General features: G+C 72.0%; 13 protein-coding genes. 2 read left to right on the forward strand and 11 right to left on the reverse strand.

Annotation, left to right across the window (positions count from 1 at the left end; translation table 11 throughout):
• A partial coding sequence (locus ESG85_RS25105) for an amino acid ABC transporter ATP-binding protein (RefSeq protein ID WP_164986311.1) occupies positions 1-745 on the forward strand: 745 nt, incomplete at its 5' end.
• Positions 746-815: 70 nt separating this feature from the next.
• Here ESG85_RS25105 and ESG85_RS25110 read toward each other — a convergent pair.
• A complete protein-coding gene (locus ESG85_RS25110; RefSeq protein ID WP_128983048.1) occupies positions 816-1,745 on the reverse strand; it encodes an N-acetylglucosamine kinase in 930 nt (309 codons plus the stop codon).
• Between the two features lie 59 nt (positions 1,746-1,804).
• On the opposite strand from ESG85_RS25110, the gene ESG85_RS25115 reads away from it, so the two are divergent.
• A complete protein-coding gene (locus tag ESG85_RS25115; protein ID WP_128983050.1) occupies positions 1,805-2,659 on the forward strand; it encodes a MurR/RpiR family transcriptional regulator in 855 nt (284 codons plus the stop codon).
• A gap of 161 nt (positions 2,660-2,820) precedes the next feature.
• Here ESG85_RS25115 and ESG85_RS25120 read toward each other — a convergent pair whose 3' ends face one another.
• From ESG85_RS25120 to uvrC, 10 genes are all read right to left on the reverse strand, one after another.
• Complete coding sequence (locus tag ESG85_RS25120; RefSeq protein WP_003957010.1) at positions 2,821-3,156, reverse strand: RNA polymerase-binding protein RbpA; 336 nt, start codon at positions 3,154-3,156, stop codon at positions 2,821-2,823.
• 77 nt (positions 3,157-3,233) lie between these two features.
• Positions 3,234-3,464: a preprotein translocase subunit SecG gene (gene secG, locus ESG85_RS25125; protein ID WP_030205174.1), complete on the reverse strand. Its 231-nt coding sequence runs from the start codon at positions 3,462-3,464 to the stop codon at positions 3,234-3,236.
• A gap of 106 nt (positions 3,465-3,570) precedes the next feature.
• Positions 3,571-4,347: a triose-phosphate isomerase gene (tpiA, locus tag ESG85_RS25130; RefSeq protein WP_128983052.1), complete on the reverse strand. Its 777-nt coding sequence runs from the start codon at positions 4,345-4,347 to the stop codon at positions 3,571-3,573.
• Positions 4,348-4,351: 4 nt separating this feature from the next.
• Positions 4,352-5,563, reverse strand: a complete 1,212-nt coding sequence (locus ESG85_RS25135; RefSeq protein WP_128983054.1) for a phosphoglycerate kinase — start codon at positions 5,561-5,563, stop codon at positions 4,352-4,354.
• 110 nt (positions 5,564-5,673) lie between these two features.
• Positions 5,674-6,681 carry a type I glyceraldehyde-3-phosphate dehydrogenase gene (gene gap, locus ESG85_RS25140; RefSeq protein ID WP_128983056.1) on the reverse strand — a complete coding sequence of 336 codons (1,008 nt, stop codon included), beginning with the start codon at positions 6,679-6,681 and terminating at the stop codon, positions 5,674-5,676.
• 248 nt (positions 6,682-6,929) lie between these two features.
• A complete protein-coding gene (locus ESG85_RS25145) occupies positions 6,930-9,884 on the reverse strand; it encodes a M14 family metallopeptidase (protein ID WP_128983057.1) in 2,955 nt (984 codons plus the stop codon).
• A 168-nt stretch (positions 9,885-10,052) separates the two neighbouring features.
• A complete protein-coding gene (gene whiA / locus ESG85_RS25150) occupies positions 10,053-11,042 on the reverse strand; it encodes a DNA-binding protein WhiA (protein WP_030205188.1) in 990 nt (329 codons plus the stop codon).
• Positions 11,033-12,061: a gluconeogenesis factor YvcK family protein gene (locus tag ESG85_RS25155; protein ID WP_128983059.1), complete on the reverse strand. Its 1,029-nt coding sequence runs from the start codon at positions 12,059-12,061 to the stop codon at positions 11,033-11,035. Before ESG85_RS25155 ends, whiA begins: the two co-directional genes overlap by 10 nt.
• Positions 12,058-12,969, reverse strand: coding sequence for an RNase adapter RapZ (rapZ, locus tag ESG85_RS25160; RefSeq protein ID WP_128983063.1), 912 nt, complete (start codon positions 12,967-12,969; stop codon positions 12,058-12,060). The genes ESG85_RS25155 and rapZ overlap by 4 nt, the downstream gene beginning before the upstream one ends.
• 134 nt (positions 12,970-13,103) lie before the next feature.
• On the reverse strand, positions 13,104-15,266 hold the full coding sequence (uvrC, locus tag ESG85_RS25165) for an excinuclease ABC subunit UvrC (protein WP_128983061.1): 2,163 nt from the start codon (positions 15,264-15,266) through the stop codon (positions 13,104-13,106).
• Positions 15,267-15,911: the final 645 nt, after the last annotated feature.

Here is a 15,911-nt window from a genome sequence, read left to right on the forward strand (position 1 = left end):
GGCCGAAGGCGTCCACAAGTCCTACGGCGCGGCGCACATCCTGCGGGGCATCGACCTGGAGGTGCAGAACGGCGAGGTGTTCTGCCTGGTCGGCCCCTCCGGCTCCGGCAAGTCCACCTTCCTGCGCTGCATCAACCACCTCGAGCGCATCGACGGCGGACGCCTGTCCGTCGACGGCCAGCTCGTCGGCTACCGCCAGAAGGGCGACAAGCTCTACGAGCTCAAGGACAGCGAGGTCGCAGCCCAGCGCCGCGACATCGGCATGGTCTTCCAGCGCTTCAACCTCTTCCCCCACATGACCGCCCTCGCCAACGTCATGGAGGCACCGATCCAGGTGAAGGGCGAGTCCAAGGCCGTCGCCCGGGAACGCGCCGAGCGACTCCTCGACCGGGTCGGCCTGCGCGACCGCATGGGCAACTACCCCTCCCAGCTCTCCGGCGGCCAGCAACAGCGCGTCGCCATCGCCCGCGCACTCGCCATGCAGCCCAAGCTCATGCTCTTCGACGAGCCCACCTCCGCCCTCGACCCCGAACTGGTCGGCGACGTCCTCGATGTCATGCGCCAGCTCGCCGAGGACGGCATGACAATGATCGTCGTCACCCACGAAATGGGCTTCGCCCGCGAGGTCGGCGACAACCTCGTCTTCATGGACGGCGGCGTCGTCGTCGAATCCGGCCACCCCCGCGACGTCCTCACCAACCCCCAGCACGACCGCACCAAGGCCTTCCTCTCCAAGGTCCTGTAAGACACGGAGAAGACACGACGAAGGGGCGGCACGAGCGCGGCACAGCGCCCGTACCGCCCCGCTCGTCCCCTCAGGCCGGCAGCCGCGCCAGCGACACCGCCCCCGCCAGCCCGTCCGGTACCGAGGACGGCACGAGTCCCGACGCGCGCACCCGGTCGGCGAGCCGCGGCAGGAGCGGCCCGCCGGGCGCCAGCAGGCCGCCCGTGACCACCAGGGGCTCGCCCGGCCGCGGCTCCAACGCCCCCACCGTCGCGGCCAGTTCGTCCGCAGCCCGGTCGAGGAGGCGGCCGGCGACGGCGTCGCCCGCGCCGGCCGCGGCCACCACCAGCGGGCTCAGCCCGGCGAGCCGCACCGGGTGGGCGGCGTACGCGAACCCGACCACGCGTTCCTTCGACAGGCCTCCGCAGAGCTCCGCCACCGGGGCGGCGAGGGCGGTCCGCGGGCCCCGGCCGTCGAGGGCCCGCAACACCGCCCGCAGCGCCTCCCGGCCCAGCCAGAAGCCGCTGCCCGCGTCCCCGAGCAGCCAGCCGTCGCCGTCGACCGCGCACACCAGGCGGCGGTCCGCGACGCGCGCGCCCGCCGCCCCGGTGCCGGCGATGAGGACCAGGCCGTCGGCCGGGGCACCGGGCCCGGCCGCGAAGGCCACCTCCGCGTCACCGCGCACCTCGGTGCGCGCGGGGCCCGCGCCGACCTCCGCGAGCGCCGCGGCGAGCGCCCCCTCGGCCCGCTCCCCGCCACCGCCGGGTCCGCCGCCCGCGAAGCCCGCCACGACGGCGGCGACCGCTCCCGCGCCACCCGGCGGCGGTGACCCGCTCAGGGCCCCGCGCAGGGCCTCGGCGAGATGCCGCACGAGCGCGTCCGCGGGCACGCTGAGCGCGTTGCCCGGGCCGCCCGTGCCCTCGCCCAGCGTCCGGCCGGTGGCCGCCTCGGCGAGCCGGGCCCTGGTGCGCGTACCGCCCGCGTCGATGCCGATCACCCGTTGAATCCTGGATTCGTTCATCAGACCGCATGCTGGTTGATAGATTCACCCGGTCACAAGACCCCGGAAGGCACGCCCGCATGGTCACCGCACTGATCCGCTCCGAACTCCCCCGGATGTCCGGGTCCTTGCGCAAGGTCGGCGACTGGGTGCTCGCCGATCCGGCGCGGGTGGCGGGGCTCTCCGCCGCCGAACTCGGCCGCCGCAGCGGCACCTCGCAGGCCACCGTGACCCGCTTCTGCCACGCCCTCGGCCTCGACTCGTACCAGCAGCTGCTGCTCGAACTCGCCAGGGAGCAGGGGCAGGAGAGCGCGGAGCCGGGGGAACACCGGCCGCTCGGCCCCGAGATCGGCCCCGACGAGCCGCTGGACCAGGTGGTCGCCGCCGTCGCCCGCGCGGACCTCGCCGCCCTGCGCGCCACCAGCGAGCAGCTCGACCTGGCCGCGCTGGAGCGTGCCGCCCGCGCGCTCGCCCAGGCGCGCCGGATCGACGTCTACGGGGTCGGCGCCTCCGGTGTGCTCGCGCTGGAGACGCAGGCCCGGCTGTTCGGCATCGGCTGCGAGGCCCGCGCCTGGACCGAGGTGCACGCGGCGGAGACCTCGGCGGCCCTGCTGACGCCCGCGGACGCGGTCGTCGCGCTCTCCCACTCGGGCGCGACCCGCGAGGTCCTGGGGCCGCTACGGCTGGCCGCCGAGCGGGGCGCGGCGACCGTCGCCGTCACGGGCGATCCGCGTTCCCCGGTGGCCCGCGCGGCCGGCGTCCACCTCACCTCGACCGCCGCGCCCACCGGGTTCCGGCACGGCGGTTTCGGCACCCGGCACTCGGTGCTGCTGATCCTCGACTGCCTCTACGCGCGCGTGGCGCAGCTGACCTACTCGCGGGCCACGGCCGCCCTCGCACTCACCGCCCACATCGCCGACGGCCACCGGCGCTAGGTGTCCTGTCCGGCCCCTGATCCGCCGGCCGGGCGCCGGCGCCGGAGGGAACCGGCCGGTGGGAGGCGGCGGGCGCCCGTCGCCGAGAACGGAGACGACGAACGGGCCCTGTGCTCAGGGCCCGTTCGTCGTCGTGTCAGGTGTGCAGCGCCCGGAAGCGCTCAGATCTCGCCGCGGAGCTTGGCGAGCGCCTCGGCGAGGATCGCCTCGCCGTCCGCGTCGCTGCGCCGCTCCCGTACGTACGCGAGGTGCGTCTTGTAGGGCTCGGTGCGCGGCGGGTCCGGCGGGTTGTCCCGGTCCTGGCCGGCCGGGAAGCCACAGCGCGGGCAGTCCCAGGTGTCCGGCACCTGCGCGTCGCTGGCGAAGCTCGGCTGGGTCTCGTGCCCGTTCGAGCACCAGAAGGAGATGCGGAGGCGCGGTGCCGACTCGCCCCGCTCGGCCTCCCCCATCGGCCCCGCTCCGACCCGGCTTCCCCGGATCGCGTTGCCACTTGCCACGGTCGTAACTCCCTGCGTGATGGTGCTCGAAGATGCCCCAGTCTACGTAAGGCCCAACGCGCGTCCAGTGATTGGAGTTACCCGTCCAACTTCATCAGCAGACCAAGTACGACAATGCAGGCGAACCACAGCAGACCGACCACCACGGTGATGCGGTCGAGGTTGCGCTCGGCGACCGAGGAGCCGCCGACGGACGACTGCATGCCGCCACCGAACATGTCGGAGAGGCCGCCGCCCTTCCCCTTGTGCATCAGCACGAGCAGCATCAGCAGCGCACTGAAGACGATCAGGGCGATCGAGAACCCCATAACCACGGCTGGACCAACTTCCTCGGACTTATACGGACGGGGGCCGGGCATCGTACCTGCCCGACCCCCGCAAGGGTACGACGGATCTCCCCCGCCGCCTACATCATCACTGGTCGCGGAACCGGACGATCTTGACGAACTCGTCGGCGTCCAGCGAGGCGCCGCCGACCAGCGCGCCGTCGATGTCGGCCTGCGCCATGATCTCGGCCACGTTGCCGCTCTTCACCGAGCCGCCGTACTGGATGCGGACCTTGTCGGCCAGCTCCTGCGAGTACAGCTCGGCGAGCTTGCCGCGGATCGCAGCGCAGACCTCCTGCGCGTCGTCGGCGCCGCAGACCTTGCCGGTGCCGATGGCCCAGACGGGCTCGTAGGCGATCACGACGGACTCGGCCTGCTCGGCCGGAACGCCCTTGAGGCCGCCCTCGACCTGGGCCAGGGTGTGCGGGACGGCGTTGCCGGCCTCGCGTACCTCCAGCTCCTCGCCGACACAGAGGATCGGGGTGATGCCGTGCTCGAAGGCCGCCTTCACCTTGGCGTTGCAGACCTCGTCGTCCTCGGCGTGGTACTGGCGGCGCTCCGAGTGGCCGACGGCCACGAAGGCGCACTTCAGCTTGGCCAGCATCGGGCCGGAGATCTCACCGGTGTACGCGCCGGAGTCGTGCGCCGAGAGGTCCTGGGCGCCGTACTTGATCTTCAGCTTGTCGCCGTCGACCAGGGTCTGCACGGAGCGCAGGTCGGTGAAGGGGACCAGGACGGCGACCTCGACGGCGTCGTGGTCCTTGTCGGTCAGGGCGAAGGCGAGCTTCTGGACGTGGGCGATGGCCTCGAGGTGGTTGAGGTTCATCTTCCAGTTGCCCGCCATCAGCGGGGTGCGGGTGCTCAAGGGTTCAGTCCTCCAGTGCGGCGAGGCCGGGAAGCGTCTTGCCCTCGAGGTATTCGAGGGAGGCGCCGCCGCCGGTCGAGATGTGTCCGAACGCATTCTCGTCGAAGCCGAGCGTGCGCACGGCGGCGGCGGAGTCACCGCCGCCGACGACGGTGAAGCCGGGCGAGTCGAGCAGGGCCTCCGCGACGGCCTTGGTGCCGTTCGCGTAGTCGGGGTGCTCGAAGACGCCCATGGGGCCGTTCCAGAAGACCGTGCCCGCGTCGGCGAGCTTCGACGCGTAGAGCTCGCGGGTCTTCGGGCCGATGTCCAGGCCCTCCTGGTCCGCCGGGATGGCGTCGGAGGCGACGGTCTCGAAGGTGGCCGGGGCCTTGGTCTTCAGGTCCGGGAACTCGGTGGAGACCAGGACGTCGACGGGGAGGACGAACTCCACGCCGCGCTTCTCCGCCTCCGCCAGGTACTCCAGGCACGTGTCCTTCTGGTCGGCCTGGAGCAGCGAGATGCCGACTTCGTGGCCCTTGGCGGCCAGGAAGGTGTAGGCCATTCCGCCGCCGATGAGGATGCGGTCGGCCTTCTTCAGCAGGTTGTCGATGACGCCCAGCTTGTCGGAGACCTTGGCGCCGCCGAGGACGACCACGTAGGGCCGCTTGACCTCTTCGGTGAGCTTCTTCAGGACGCCGACCTCGGTGGCGATGAGGTAGCCGGCGTAGTGCGGCAGGCGGCCCGGCAGGTCGTACACGGAGGCGTGCTTGCGGTGGACCGCGCCGAAGCCGTCGCCGACGTAGACGTCGGCGAGCGCGGCGAGCTCGTCCGCGAAGGCGGCGCGCTCGGCGTCGTCCTTCGAGGTCTCGCCCGCGTTGAAGCGGAGGTTCTCGACGACGGCCACCCGGCCGTCCGCGAGGCCCGCGACGGTCGCCCGGGCGGACTCGCCGACGGTGTCGGTCGCGAAGGCCACGTCGGCGCCCAGCAGTTCGCCGAGGCGGCGGGCGGCCGGGGCGAGCGAGAAGGCCGCGTCCGGGGCGCCCTTGGGGCGGCCGAGGTGCGAGGCCACCACGACGCGGGCACCCGCGCCGGCGAGCGCCTTGACGGTCGGGACCACGGCGCGGATGCGGCCGTCGTCGGTGATGGTCGTGCCGTCGAGGGGCACGTTGAGGTCGGCGCGGACGAACACCCGCTTGCCGGAGACGCCCTCGGCGAGCAGCTCGTCGATCGTCTTCATCTGTATCTCTGACTCCTTGGTACACGCGGTGGAGCACACGACACAGGGCTCGCGCAGTGCGTCATCGCACTGCCCGAGCCCTGCTTCATATCGAAAGCCCGCCCTAGAGCTTAGAGCTGGCCGCCGACGAAGACGGTGAGGTCGACGAGACGGTTGGAGTAACCCCACTCGTTGTCGTACCAGCCGAGGACCTTGACCGAGTTGCCCTCCTGGACCATGGTCAGCGACGAGTCGAACGTGCAGGACGCCGGGTCGCTCACGATGTCCGAGGAGACGATCTCGTCCTCGGTGTAGAACAGGATGCCCTTGAGCTCGCCGTCCGCGGCCTTCTTGAACGCGGCGTTGACCTCGTCCTTGGTGACCTCGCGGGACAGCTCCACGACCAGGTCGGTGACCGAGCCGGTCGGGACCGGGACGCGCATGGCCATGCCGTCGAGCTTGCCCTTGAGCTGCGGGAGGACCAGGGCGGTGGCCTTGGCGGCACCCGTCGTGGTCGGGATGATGTTCTCCGCGGCGGCGCGGGCGCGGCGCAGGTCCTTGTGCGGGAAGTCCAGGATGCGCTGGTCGTTGGTGTACGCGTGGACCGTGGTCATCAGACCGCGGACGATGCCGAAGTTCTCGTCGAGGACCTTGGCCATCGGGGCGACACAGTTGGTGGTGCAGGAGGCGTTGGAGATGACGTCGTGCCGCGCCGGGTCGTACTTGTCCTGGTTGACGCCCATGACGATGGTGATGTCCTCGTCCTTGGCCGGAGCCGAGATGAGGACCTTCTTGGCGCCACCGGCGAGGTGCTTGGCGGCGTCCTCGCGCTTGGTGAAGATGCCGGTGGACTCGATGACGATGTCGACGCCCAGCTCACCCCACGGGATGTCGGCCGGGTTGCGCTCGGACAGCACCTTGATGGTGTGGCCGTCGACGGTGATGGTGTCGGCGGTGTGGGACACCTCGGCCTTGAGGCGGCCCAGGATGGTGTCGTACTTCAGCAGGTGCGCCGTGGTCGCGGTGTCACCCAGGTCGTTGACCGCCACGACCTCGATGTCGGCACCCTGCTCAAGGAGCGCGCGGAAGTAGTTGCGACCGATACGGCCAAAGCCGTTGATGCCTACGCGGATCGTCACGAACCGATCTCCTCGTTAGGTACGCCGGGTTTCGACGCCCGGCGAGCTTCTCTTTTTGGGATGTCCCCGACCGCTTACGACCCTACCTCTAAGGATGGCTCCGCGTGACATCGCGTGCAGCCGGATGCGCCCGGAAAGTGCGGTAAAAAGGCCGACAGCCCTTACCTACCAACGGGTAAGGGCCGCCACGGCACCTTGATCATCACTACGGACGGTGACGAAAACGGGTGCTCGCCTGAGCGCTCGAATCAGCGTCGGAGCGAAGTAAGCGCCCTTCTGAGCAGATTCGCCCGTTCGTCCGCATTCGTCAGGTGCTCGAGACCGAAGCCGACGAGCACGGTGTCACGGGTGGTGACCGCCGCCTGGGAGTGGAACAGCGCCTCGGAACGGATCCAGTCGCTTCCGTTCCCCGGACTTCCGGCCGGAGGTCCCGAAACGGACCATGCACCCGTTCCGGTTTCGAAGCCCTCCGTGTCGCTCGCGGACCCGGCGTCCAGGCGCAGCTCGTCGAGGAAGGCGCCCGTCTCGCCGGAGCCCGGATCGGAGACGTACGAGATCGCCAGCTCGACCCGGCTGCCCGCGTAGCGGCTCAGGTCCACGCTCGCCTGCCGCCAGCCGTTGGACGGGCCGGTGAAGGCGTTCCAGGCACCGGTGGTGCCGGTGGCGGCGCAGCCGTCCTGCCCGACGGTGAGGTAGTGGGCGAGGAAGGGGTGCTGCCGGACGTAGTAGCCCTCGCCGCAGTCGGCGGGCGGTTCGGCCGAGGTGCCGCCGTTGGCGTCGGGCAGGGTCGTCCAGTCGTCCTGGCCGGCGGTGCGGGCCTCGACGATCAGGTTGTCGTAGCCCGGCTCGGTGTCGTGGCTGACCTGGAAGCTCAGCTTCGGCTTCGAGGCGGCGTCCACGCCCGTGAGGTCCACGGTCCGGCTCAGCCGGCTCCAGGTGCCGTCGGTGTGGCGCAGCGCGGCGAAGCGGCTGCCCGCGTACGGCTCGAAGGGCGTCCGGACGCCCGGGTAGTCGCCCGCGGCGGCGCTGGAGGCGAACTGCGGGAAGCGGTCGGGCGCCAGGCTGTCGGAGGTGACGGTGTAGGCGCCGGCGTCGTCCAGCGGGTTGCCGTCGGCGGCACCGAGTGCCGCTCCGCTGCCGCCGAGCCGGCCGGAGCCCGCGAAGGACGGCGGGGCGCTGAGACCGGACCTGCGGAAGGCGCCGAGGTAGTACTGGGCGAAGTCGTTGGACTGGGCACGGCCGATCTGCGCGAGGCCGCCGGACTTCTCGCCCGCGTTGACCAGCTTGCCGCCCTCGTTGAGATAGGCCCGGACGGCGAGCACGGTGGCCCCGGAGGGCTGCTCGGCGCCGGTGTACCAGACGACGGTGCGGAAGTGGCCCAGCACGCCGAGGGCGTCCGGGGCTCCCTGGGTGGCGACGTCCCAGACGGCGGCCTTGCGCCCGTTCGCGGCGAGCGCCTTCACATAGGCGCCGGTGTGCCGTGCGGCGCTCGTCCCGCCCTCCTCGGCGAGGACGAGGACGTCGGCGCGGGGCCGCTTGGCCACGGTGTACGTGAACGGGGCGGACGCGGTCGCCTTCCCCTCGCGGGTGCGGGCCGTGTACCAGACCTCGACCTCGTCCCCGGGCCGGGCGCCCTCGACCTCGGCGCGGTACTCGTCGAAGTAGAGGTTGTCCTCGCCGCCGAAGGTCTCGCCGCCCTTCCAGGGCTCCAGGCCCTCGCGGTGCACCCGTCCGCCGTTGATCCGGTAGTTCAGCGTCTTGGCGCGCAGCGACGTGCGAGCGGTGACGGCCACCTCCTGGGCGGCGCCGTTCGCGTACGAGGTGGTGAAGGCGTCCGGGGTGAAGTCGGGGGCTTCGATGCCGACCGGAGAGACCGGGCGGTCCGGATGGGCGGCGCTCTCGGCGACGGCCAGCGCGAACGGGACGTTCTTCGCGAACTCGGCCTGGATCAGCTTCTCGTCGTCGGGGAAGGTGAAGACCGAGGCGCAGTCGGCCGGGTCCCAGGCGTCGTCCGGGTCGACGCGGGAGGCGGTGACGCAGGTCGACATCTCCGGGGTGAACATCTGCATCCCGTTGACGTTGGCCGCGTGTCCGTCGGCCTCGCCGTTGGTGATGTAGAGCTCGGAGGAGACCTGCGGGCGGTAGCCCGGGACGGCCGGGTTCTGCGGGGTGCCGGCGAGCGCCTTCAGGGCCACGTCGTCGGGCGTGTCGGTGGCGACCTGCCAGCCCACGCCGTAGAGCAGCAGCTGGGCGGCGGAGTGGTAGTTGACGCCGTACCGGAAGCCGACGCGCTTCTGGAAGGCGTCCAGGGCGCGTGTCTCGGGCTCGGACATGGGGCGGGGGCCGCGGTAGGTCTCGTCGGCGGGGTCGGGCGAGGAGCCCTCGTCGTCGTAGCCCCACTTGTAGGCGAAGTTGCGGTTGAGGTCGACGCCGTCGCCGGCCGCGACGCGTCCGTCGCCGTCGTTGTCGCGCAGGTTCTTGCGCCACTGGCGGTTGGCCGGGTCGGCGTGGGTGAAGTCGTAGCCGTCCGGGTTGGCGGACAGCACGAACCACAGCTCGGTGGTGTCGACCAGCTTCGTGATCCGCGGGTCCTTGCCGTAGCCGTCCAGGTAGTGGTGCATCAGCCGCCGGGTCATCTCCGGCGTGATCCACTCGCGGGCGTGCTGGTTGGACATGTACAGGGTGGCGGGCTTCGCGCCGTCCCTGCTCCTCGCGGCGCCCTTGCTCACCTTGAGGGCGAGGATGTCCTGGCCCTTGAGGCTCTTGCCGACGGAGACGACCTTGGTGAGCCCCGGGTGGGCGCGGGCGGTGTCCAGGATCTCCTGCTTGAGGCCGCCCTTGCCGCCGTACGGGCGGAAGACGCCGTCGCCGGCGGCCGCCACCCGCTTCTCGGCCGGCGCGCCGAGGGCGTGCTCGGCGATCTCGACGCCCTGTCGGCGCAGCTGCCCGGCCTGTGCCTCGGTGAGGAAGAGCTCCACGGTGGCGGTGCCCCGGGCGGGCACCTGCTCGGTCAGCTCGTGGGCGTCGGTGCCGGCGTCGAGGAGGAGCGGCACCTGCTCCTTGGAGACCGTCGCCCGCCATACGGAGACGTGGTCGGCGTCCCCGTCCCGCGGTGAGGGTTGCGCTCCGGCGACGGGTGCCGTCGCCAGGCCTGCGATGACCAGTGATGCCGCGGCGAGGATCGCTCTCGCTCTGCGCCTCATCAGCCCCCCTTGCTGTCGTCTGCCACGAATGTGAACAGACGCCAGGCTCGTGGTGGCTCATACCCCTGTCAAGGGTGCGTACGGCGCGTCGGAGCGAGCCACGCGAACGGAACTGCCGGTGCCTCAGAAAGGCACCGGCAGTGGGGAGTTGGGGTGACCGACCCGGCGTCAGCCGACGAGGCTGTCGTCCAGTTCCTCCGTCAGGTTGGACTCGGTGCCGGGGATGCCCAGGTCCTGGGCCCGCTTGTCGGCCATGGCGAGCAGCCGGCGGATCCGGCCGGCCACCGCGTCCTTGGTCAGCGGCGGGTCGGCGAGCGCGCCCAGCTCCTCCAGGGAGGCCTGCTTGTGCTCCATGCGCAGCCTGCCGGCGGCCGCCAGGTGCTCGGGCACCTCCTCGCCGAGGATCTCCAGGGCCCGCTGCACCCGGGCGCCCGCCGCGACGGCGGCACGGGCCGAGCGGCGCAGGTTGGCGTCGTCGAAGTTGGCCAGGCGGTTGGCGGTCGCGCGGACCTCGCGCCGCATCCGCCGCTCCTCCCAGGCCAGCACCGACTCGTGGGCGCCGAGCCGGGTGAGCAGCGCGCCGATGGCGTCGCCGTCGCGGACCACGACCCGGTCCACGCCCCGTACCTCGCGGGCCTTGGCGGCGATGGAGAGCCGGCGGGCGGCGCCGACCAGCGCGAGCGCGGCCTCGGGGCCGGGGCAGGTGACCTCCAGGGAGGAGGAGCGGCCCGGCTCGGTCAGCGAGCCGTGCGCCAGGAAGGCGCCGCGCCAGGCCGCCTCCGCGTCACAGGTGGCCCCGGAGACGACCTGCGGGGGCAGTCCGCGGATCGGCCGGCCGCGGCCGTCCACGAGACCGGTCTGGCGGGCCAGCTGGTCGCCGCCCGCGACGACCCGCACCACGAAGCGCGAGCCGCGGCGCAGTCCGCCGGGCGCCATCACGATCAGCTCGGAGCTGTGTCCGAAGATCTCCAGAATGTCCCGCTTGAGCCGCCGGGCCGCCATCGCCGTGTCCAGCTCCGCCTCGATCACGATCCGGCCGCTCACCAGGTGCAGCCCGCCCGCGAACCGCAGGATCGACGAGACCTCGGCCTTCCTGCAGCAGGTCCGGGTGACGGGGAGCCGGGAGATCTCGTCCTTCACCGCTGCCGTCATCGCCATGGGCCGATCCTTCCATGCATCCGAAAAATACGGTCGTACGCGGCGGCCAACAGCTCCGGGTCGTGCTTCGGAGCACCGTCGGGCCTGGCCACCGGCGCCAGCTCGACCGCGGCACCGAGCCGCTTGGCGGCTTCCGCCAGGGACTCGCGGTCGCGCACGGCTGCCTCGTCGGCCAGCACCACGTCCAGGGCGAGTTTAGGGGCGTGTCGTGCCAAAACCTCCAAATGACGCTGCGGGGAGAAGCCCTCGGTTTCTCCGGGCTGCGGCGCGAGGTTCAGCGAGAGCACCCGGCGGGCCTTGGTCTCCATCAGGGCGTCGAGCAGCTCGGGCACCAGGAGGTGCGGGATCACCGAGGAGAACCAGGAGCCCGGGCCGAGCACCACCCAGTCCGCGTCCAGGACGGCCGCGACCGCCTCGGGCACGGCCGGCGGGTCGTGCGGCACCAGGTGCACGGACTGCACCTCGCCCGGCGTGAGCGCCACCGTGGCCTGGCCGCGCACCGTGTCCACGTCGTGCGGACGCGCCGGGTCGTGCCCCCTGACCAGGGCCTCGAGCTCCAGCGGCACGGCGGACATGGGCAGCACCCGGCCCTGCGCGCCGAGCAGCTTGCCGACCAGGTCCAGGGCCTGCACCGGGTCGCCGCCCAGCTGCTCCCAGAGCGCGACGATCAGCAGGTTGCCGACGGCGTGGCCGCCCATCTCGCCCTTGGACCGGAAACGGTGCTGGATGACCCGGGCCCAGGTCTGCCCCCAGTCGTCGTCGCCGCAGAGCGCGGCGAGCGCCTTGCGGAGGTCTCCCGGGGGCAGCACGCCCAGCTCCTCGCGGAGCCGGCCGCTGGAGCCCCCGTCGTCGGCGACGGTGACCACGGCGGTCAGGTCGCCGGTGATGCGGCGCAGGGCGGCGAGGGAGGCCGACAGGCCCATGCCGCCGCCCAGCGCGACGACCTTGGGCTGGGCGCCGCGCCTGCGGAGCGTACGGCGCACCGAGAGGGTGGACGTACGCCGGCGGTACGGCTTCACTCGCGCCCCATGTCCCGGTGGACGACGACGGTCTCCACGCCCTCGGAGGCGAGACGGGCGGCCAGCTTCTCGGCGGTGGCGACCGAGCGGTGCTTGCCGCCCGTGCAGCCGACGGCGATGGTCACGTAACGCTTGCCCTCGCGGCGGTAGCCGGCGGCGATCAGCTGGAGCAGCTCGGTGTAGCGGTCCAGGAACTCCTTGGCACCGGGCTGGTTGTAGACGTAGTTGGCGACCTCCTCGTTGAGGCCGGTGAAGGGGCGCAGCTCGGGCACCCAGTGCGGGTTCGGCAGGAAGCGCATGTCGACGACGAGGTCGGCGTCGACCGGCAGGCCGTACTTGAACCCGAAGGACATCACGGTGGCCCGCAGCTCGGGCTCCTCCTCCCCGGCGAACTGGGCGTCCATCTTGGCGCGCAGCTCGTGCACGTTGAGGCTGGAGGTGTCGATCACCAGGTCGGCGTCGCCGCGCAGCTCGCGCAGCAGGTCGCGCTCGGCGGCGATGCCGTCGGTGATGCGGCCGTCTCCCTGGAGCGGGTGGGGCCGGCGGACCGACTCGAAGCGCCGGACCAGAGCGTCGTCGGAGGACTCCAGGAAGACGATCCGGCGGGTGACCTGCTTGGCGTCGAGGTCGGCGAGCGAATCGCGCAGGTTGTCGAAGAACTGGCGGCCGCGGACGTCGACGACGACCGCGATCCTGGCCACGTTGCCCTGGGAGCGGGCGCCGAGCTCCACCATGGTGGGGATCAGCGCGGGCGGCAGGTTGTCGACGACGAACCAGCCGAGGTCCTCCAGGCACTTCGCCGCGGTGGACCGGCCGGCGCCGGACATGCCGGAGATGATCACCAGCTCGGGGATGGCCGCGTCGCCGTTGCTCTCGGCCGCCTCGGGCTCCGGGGTGCCCGTACTCATGTCTGGTGCTCCGTCTCCGTACGTGGTCCGGTGCGCGTCGCGCGGGTCGTGCCGGTGCTGCTCGGGCGCGGCGCGCCGGTCGTGCCGGTGGTTCTCTTCCTGCGGGTCCTGCGGGTCCTGCTGATCGTGCGTGGTCATGCGGTGGTGCCCCCGTCGTCTTCCATGATCTCTCCTGTTGCCGTGTTCACGGCGGGCGCGGCCGGGGCCGCCTGCGCGAGGGCCACCGCCACGGCCTCGGCCGTCTTGCGGCCCATGCCGGGGACCTCGCAGATCTGCTCGATTGTCGCCTGCCGGAGCCGTTTGACCGAGCCGAAATGCTTGATGAGAGCTTGTTTCCTGGTCTCGCCGAGACCAGGGATGTCGTCCAAGGGGCTGCTGCGGATGCGCTTGTTGCGCTTGGTGCGCTGGTAGCGGATGGCGAAGTCGTGAGCCGTGTCACGTACCCGCTGAAGGAGGTAGAGGCCCTCACTGGTGCGGGGCAGCACCACCGGGTCGTCCTCGCCGGGCAGCCACACCTCCTCCAGGCGCTTGGCGAGCCCGCAGACGGCGATGTCGTCGATGCCGAGCTCGTCCAGGGCACGGCGGGCGGCGGCGACCTGCGGCTGCCCGCCGTCGACGACGACGAGCTGCGGCGGATAGGCGAACCGCTTGGGCCGCCCGTCCTCGTCACGGCCCTCGACGGGGCCGGAGGCACCGAAGGCACCGGAGGAGCCGGAGAAGCCGGAGACACCGGCGGCGGAGCCGGAGGCACCGGTGGCGGAATCCCCGCCCGCCGGGACCACACCCCCCGAAACCTCACCCTCCGGTAGCGCAGCCTCCGAAACCGCACCCTCCGGAAGCACGGCCTCCGGGACCTCACCCCCCGGAACCTCCCCGTCGCCCCACTCGCCGGTCTTCTCCTTCTCGGCGAGATAGCGCCGGAAGCGCCGGCTGACGACCTCGTGCATGGACCGGACGTCGTCCTGCCCCTCGAAGCCCTTGATCTGGAAGCGGCGGTACTCGCTCTTGCGGGGCAGCCCGTCCTCGAAGACGACCATGGACGCCACGACGTCCTGGCCCTGGAGGTGCGAGATGTCGAAGCACTCGATCCGCAGCGGGGCCGAGTCCAGGTCCAGGGCCTCGGCGATCTCCTCCAGAGCGCGGGAGCGCGTGGTGAGGTCGCTGGCGCGCTTGGTCTTGTGCAGCACCAGCGCCTGCTGCGCGTTGCGCGCGACCGTCTCCATGAGGTCCTTCTTGTCGCCGCGCTGCGGGATCCGGAGGGAGACCTGGGAGCCGCGGCGGCCGGAGAGCCACTGGGTGACGGCCGAGGGGTCCTCGGGCAGGGCGGGAACCAGCACCTCCTTGGGTACGGCGTCCCCGTTCTCCTCGCCGTACAGCTGCTGGAGCGCGTGCTCCACGAGGCCCGCGGTGTCGACGGCCTCCACCTTGTCGGTGACCCAGCCGCGCTGGCCGCGCACCCGGCCGCCGCGGACGTGGAAGATCTGCACGGCCGCCTCCAGCTCGTCCTCGGCGAGGGCGATGAGGTCGGCGTCGGTGGCGTCGGCGAGCACCACCGCGTTCTTCTCCATGGCCTTGCGCAGCGCCTCTATGTCGTCGCGCAGCCGGGCGGCCTTCTCGTACTCCATGTCCTCGGCCGCGAGCATCATCTGCTTCTCCAGGCGGCGGATGTACGTGCCGGTGCGGCCGGCCATGAAGTCGCAGAACTCCTCGGCCAGGTCGCGGTGTTCCTCGGGACTCACGCGGCCGACGCAGGGCGCGGAGCACTTGCCGATGTAGCCGAGGAGACAGGGGCGGCCGGCGGAGGCGGCGTTGCGGAACACGCCGGCGGAGCAGGTCCGTACGGGAAACACCCGCAGCATCAGGTCGACGGTCTCGCGGATGGCCCACGCGTGCGCGTACGGCCCGAAATAGCGCACGCCCTTCTTCTTGTGGCCGCGCATGACCTGGACGCGCGGGTACTCCTCGTTCAGCGTGACGGCGAGGTACGGATAGCTCTTGTCGTCCCGGTACTTCACGTTGAACCGGGGGTCGAACTCCTTGATCCAGGAGTACTCCAGCTGCAGCGCCTCGACCTCGGTCGAGACGACGGTCCACTCCACGGAGGCGGCCGTGGTCACCATCGTCGCCGTGCGCGGGTGCAGGCTCGCCAGCGGCTGGAAGTAGTTGGCCAGGCGCTGGCGCAGGGACTTCGCCTTGCCGACGTAGATCACCCGGCGGTGCTCGTCGCGGAACTTGTAGACCCCCGGGGAGTCGGGGATCTGTCCCGGCCTGGGTCGGTAACTGGAGGGGTCGGCCATGCTCCCCACCCTACTGTCGCCCACCGACACCGAACCGCCGCGCGGCCCCCTCGACCGTCCGGACGAGCGCGGCCCTGCGGGCCGAGTGAGTGGCCAGGCCGTTGCGCCGTGAGCCTCCACCCGCAGAGCCGCGCTCGCCGTCCCGCCGTTCCACCGTGAACCCCGCCCGCAGCGCCGTGCCCGCTGTTGCACTGTGAGCCGCCACCCGCCGGGTCACGCTCGCGCTTGCGCTGTAGACAACCCCGCCGCTCCGCTGTGGACCTCCACCCGCAGAGCCGCGCTCGCCGTCCCACCGAGAACCCCGCCCGCAGCGCCGTGCCCGCTGTTGCACTGTGAGCCGCCACCCGCCGGGTCACGCTCGCGCTTGCGCTGTAGACGACCCCGCCGCTCCGCTGTGGGCAGACCCCGCCGTTGCCCTGTGCCCCTCCCGCCGGGGCCGCCGCTCGCCGTCCCGCCGTTTCGCTGTGGGCATTCGTTCCGCTGGGGCGGAACGGGTGGGCACAGCGGAACGGCGCCCCTGCCGCGCCTAGGCCCCCTGCGCCTGAGCCGCCACCCGTACGGCGCCGCGCCGTAGTGGTGCGGCCAGGAACCAGGAGCGAAGGCGCCGCAAAGGGCGCCGTCCCGTGTGCCCACCCGTCCCGCCCT

Origin of the sequence: Streptomyces roseicoloratus, from assembly GCF_004117935.1 — a bacterium.
Lineage (GTDB): Bacteria > Actinomycetota > Actinomycetes > Streptomycetales > Streptomycetaceae > Streptomyces > Streptomyces roseicoloratus.

Coding starts and splice junctions, on each gene's coding strand:
- ESG85_RS25110 (WP_128983048.1), bottom strand. CDS start 1,745: ATGAACGAATCCAGGATTCAACGGGTGATCGGCATCGACGCGGGCGGT.
- ESG85_RS25145 (WP_128983057.1), bottom strand. CDS start 9,884: ATGAGGCGCAGAGCGAGAGCGATCCTCGCCGCGGCATCACTGGTCATC.
- uvrC (WP_128983061.1), bottom strand. CDS start 15,266: ATGGCCGACCCCTCCAGTTACCGACCCAGGCCGGGACAGATCCCCGAC.
- ESG85_RS25135 (WP_128983054.1), bottom strand. CDS start 5,563: ATGAAGACGATCGACGAGCTGCTCGCCGAGGGCGTCTCCGGCAAGCGG.
- ESG85_RS25115 (WP_128983050.1), top strand. CDS start 1,805: ATGGTCACCGCACTGATCCGCTCCGAACTCCCCCGGATGTCCGGGTCC.
- whiA (WP_030205188.1), bottom strand. CDS start 11,042: ATGGCGATGACGGCAGCGGTGAAGGACGAGATCTCCCGGCTCCCCGTC.
- secG (WP_030205174.1), bottom strand. CDS start 3,464: ATGGGGTTCTCGATCGCCCTGATCGTCTTCAGTGCGCTGCTGATGCTG.
- rapZ (WP_128983063.1), bottom strand. CDS start 12,969: ATGAGTACGGGCACCCCGGAGCCCGAGGCGGCCGAGAGCAACGGCGAC.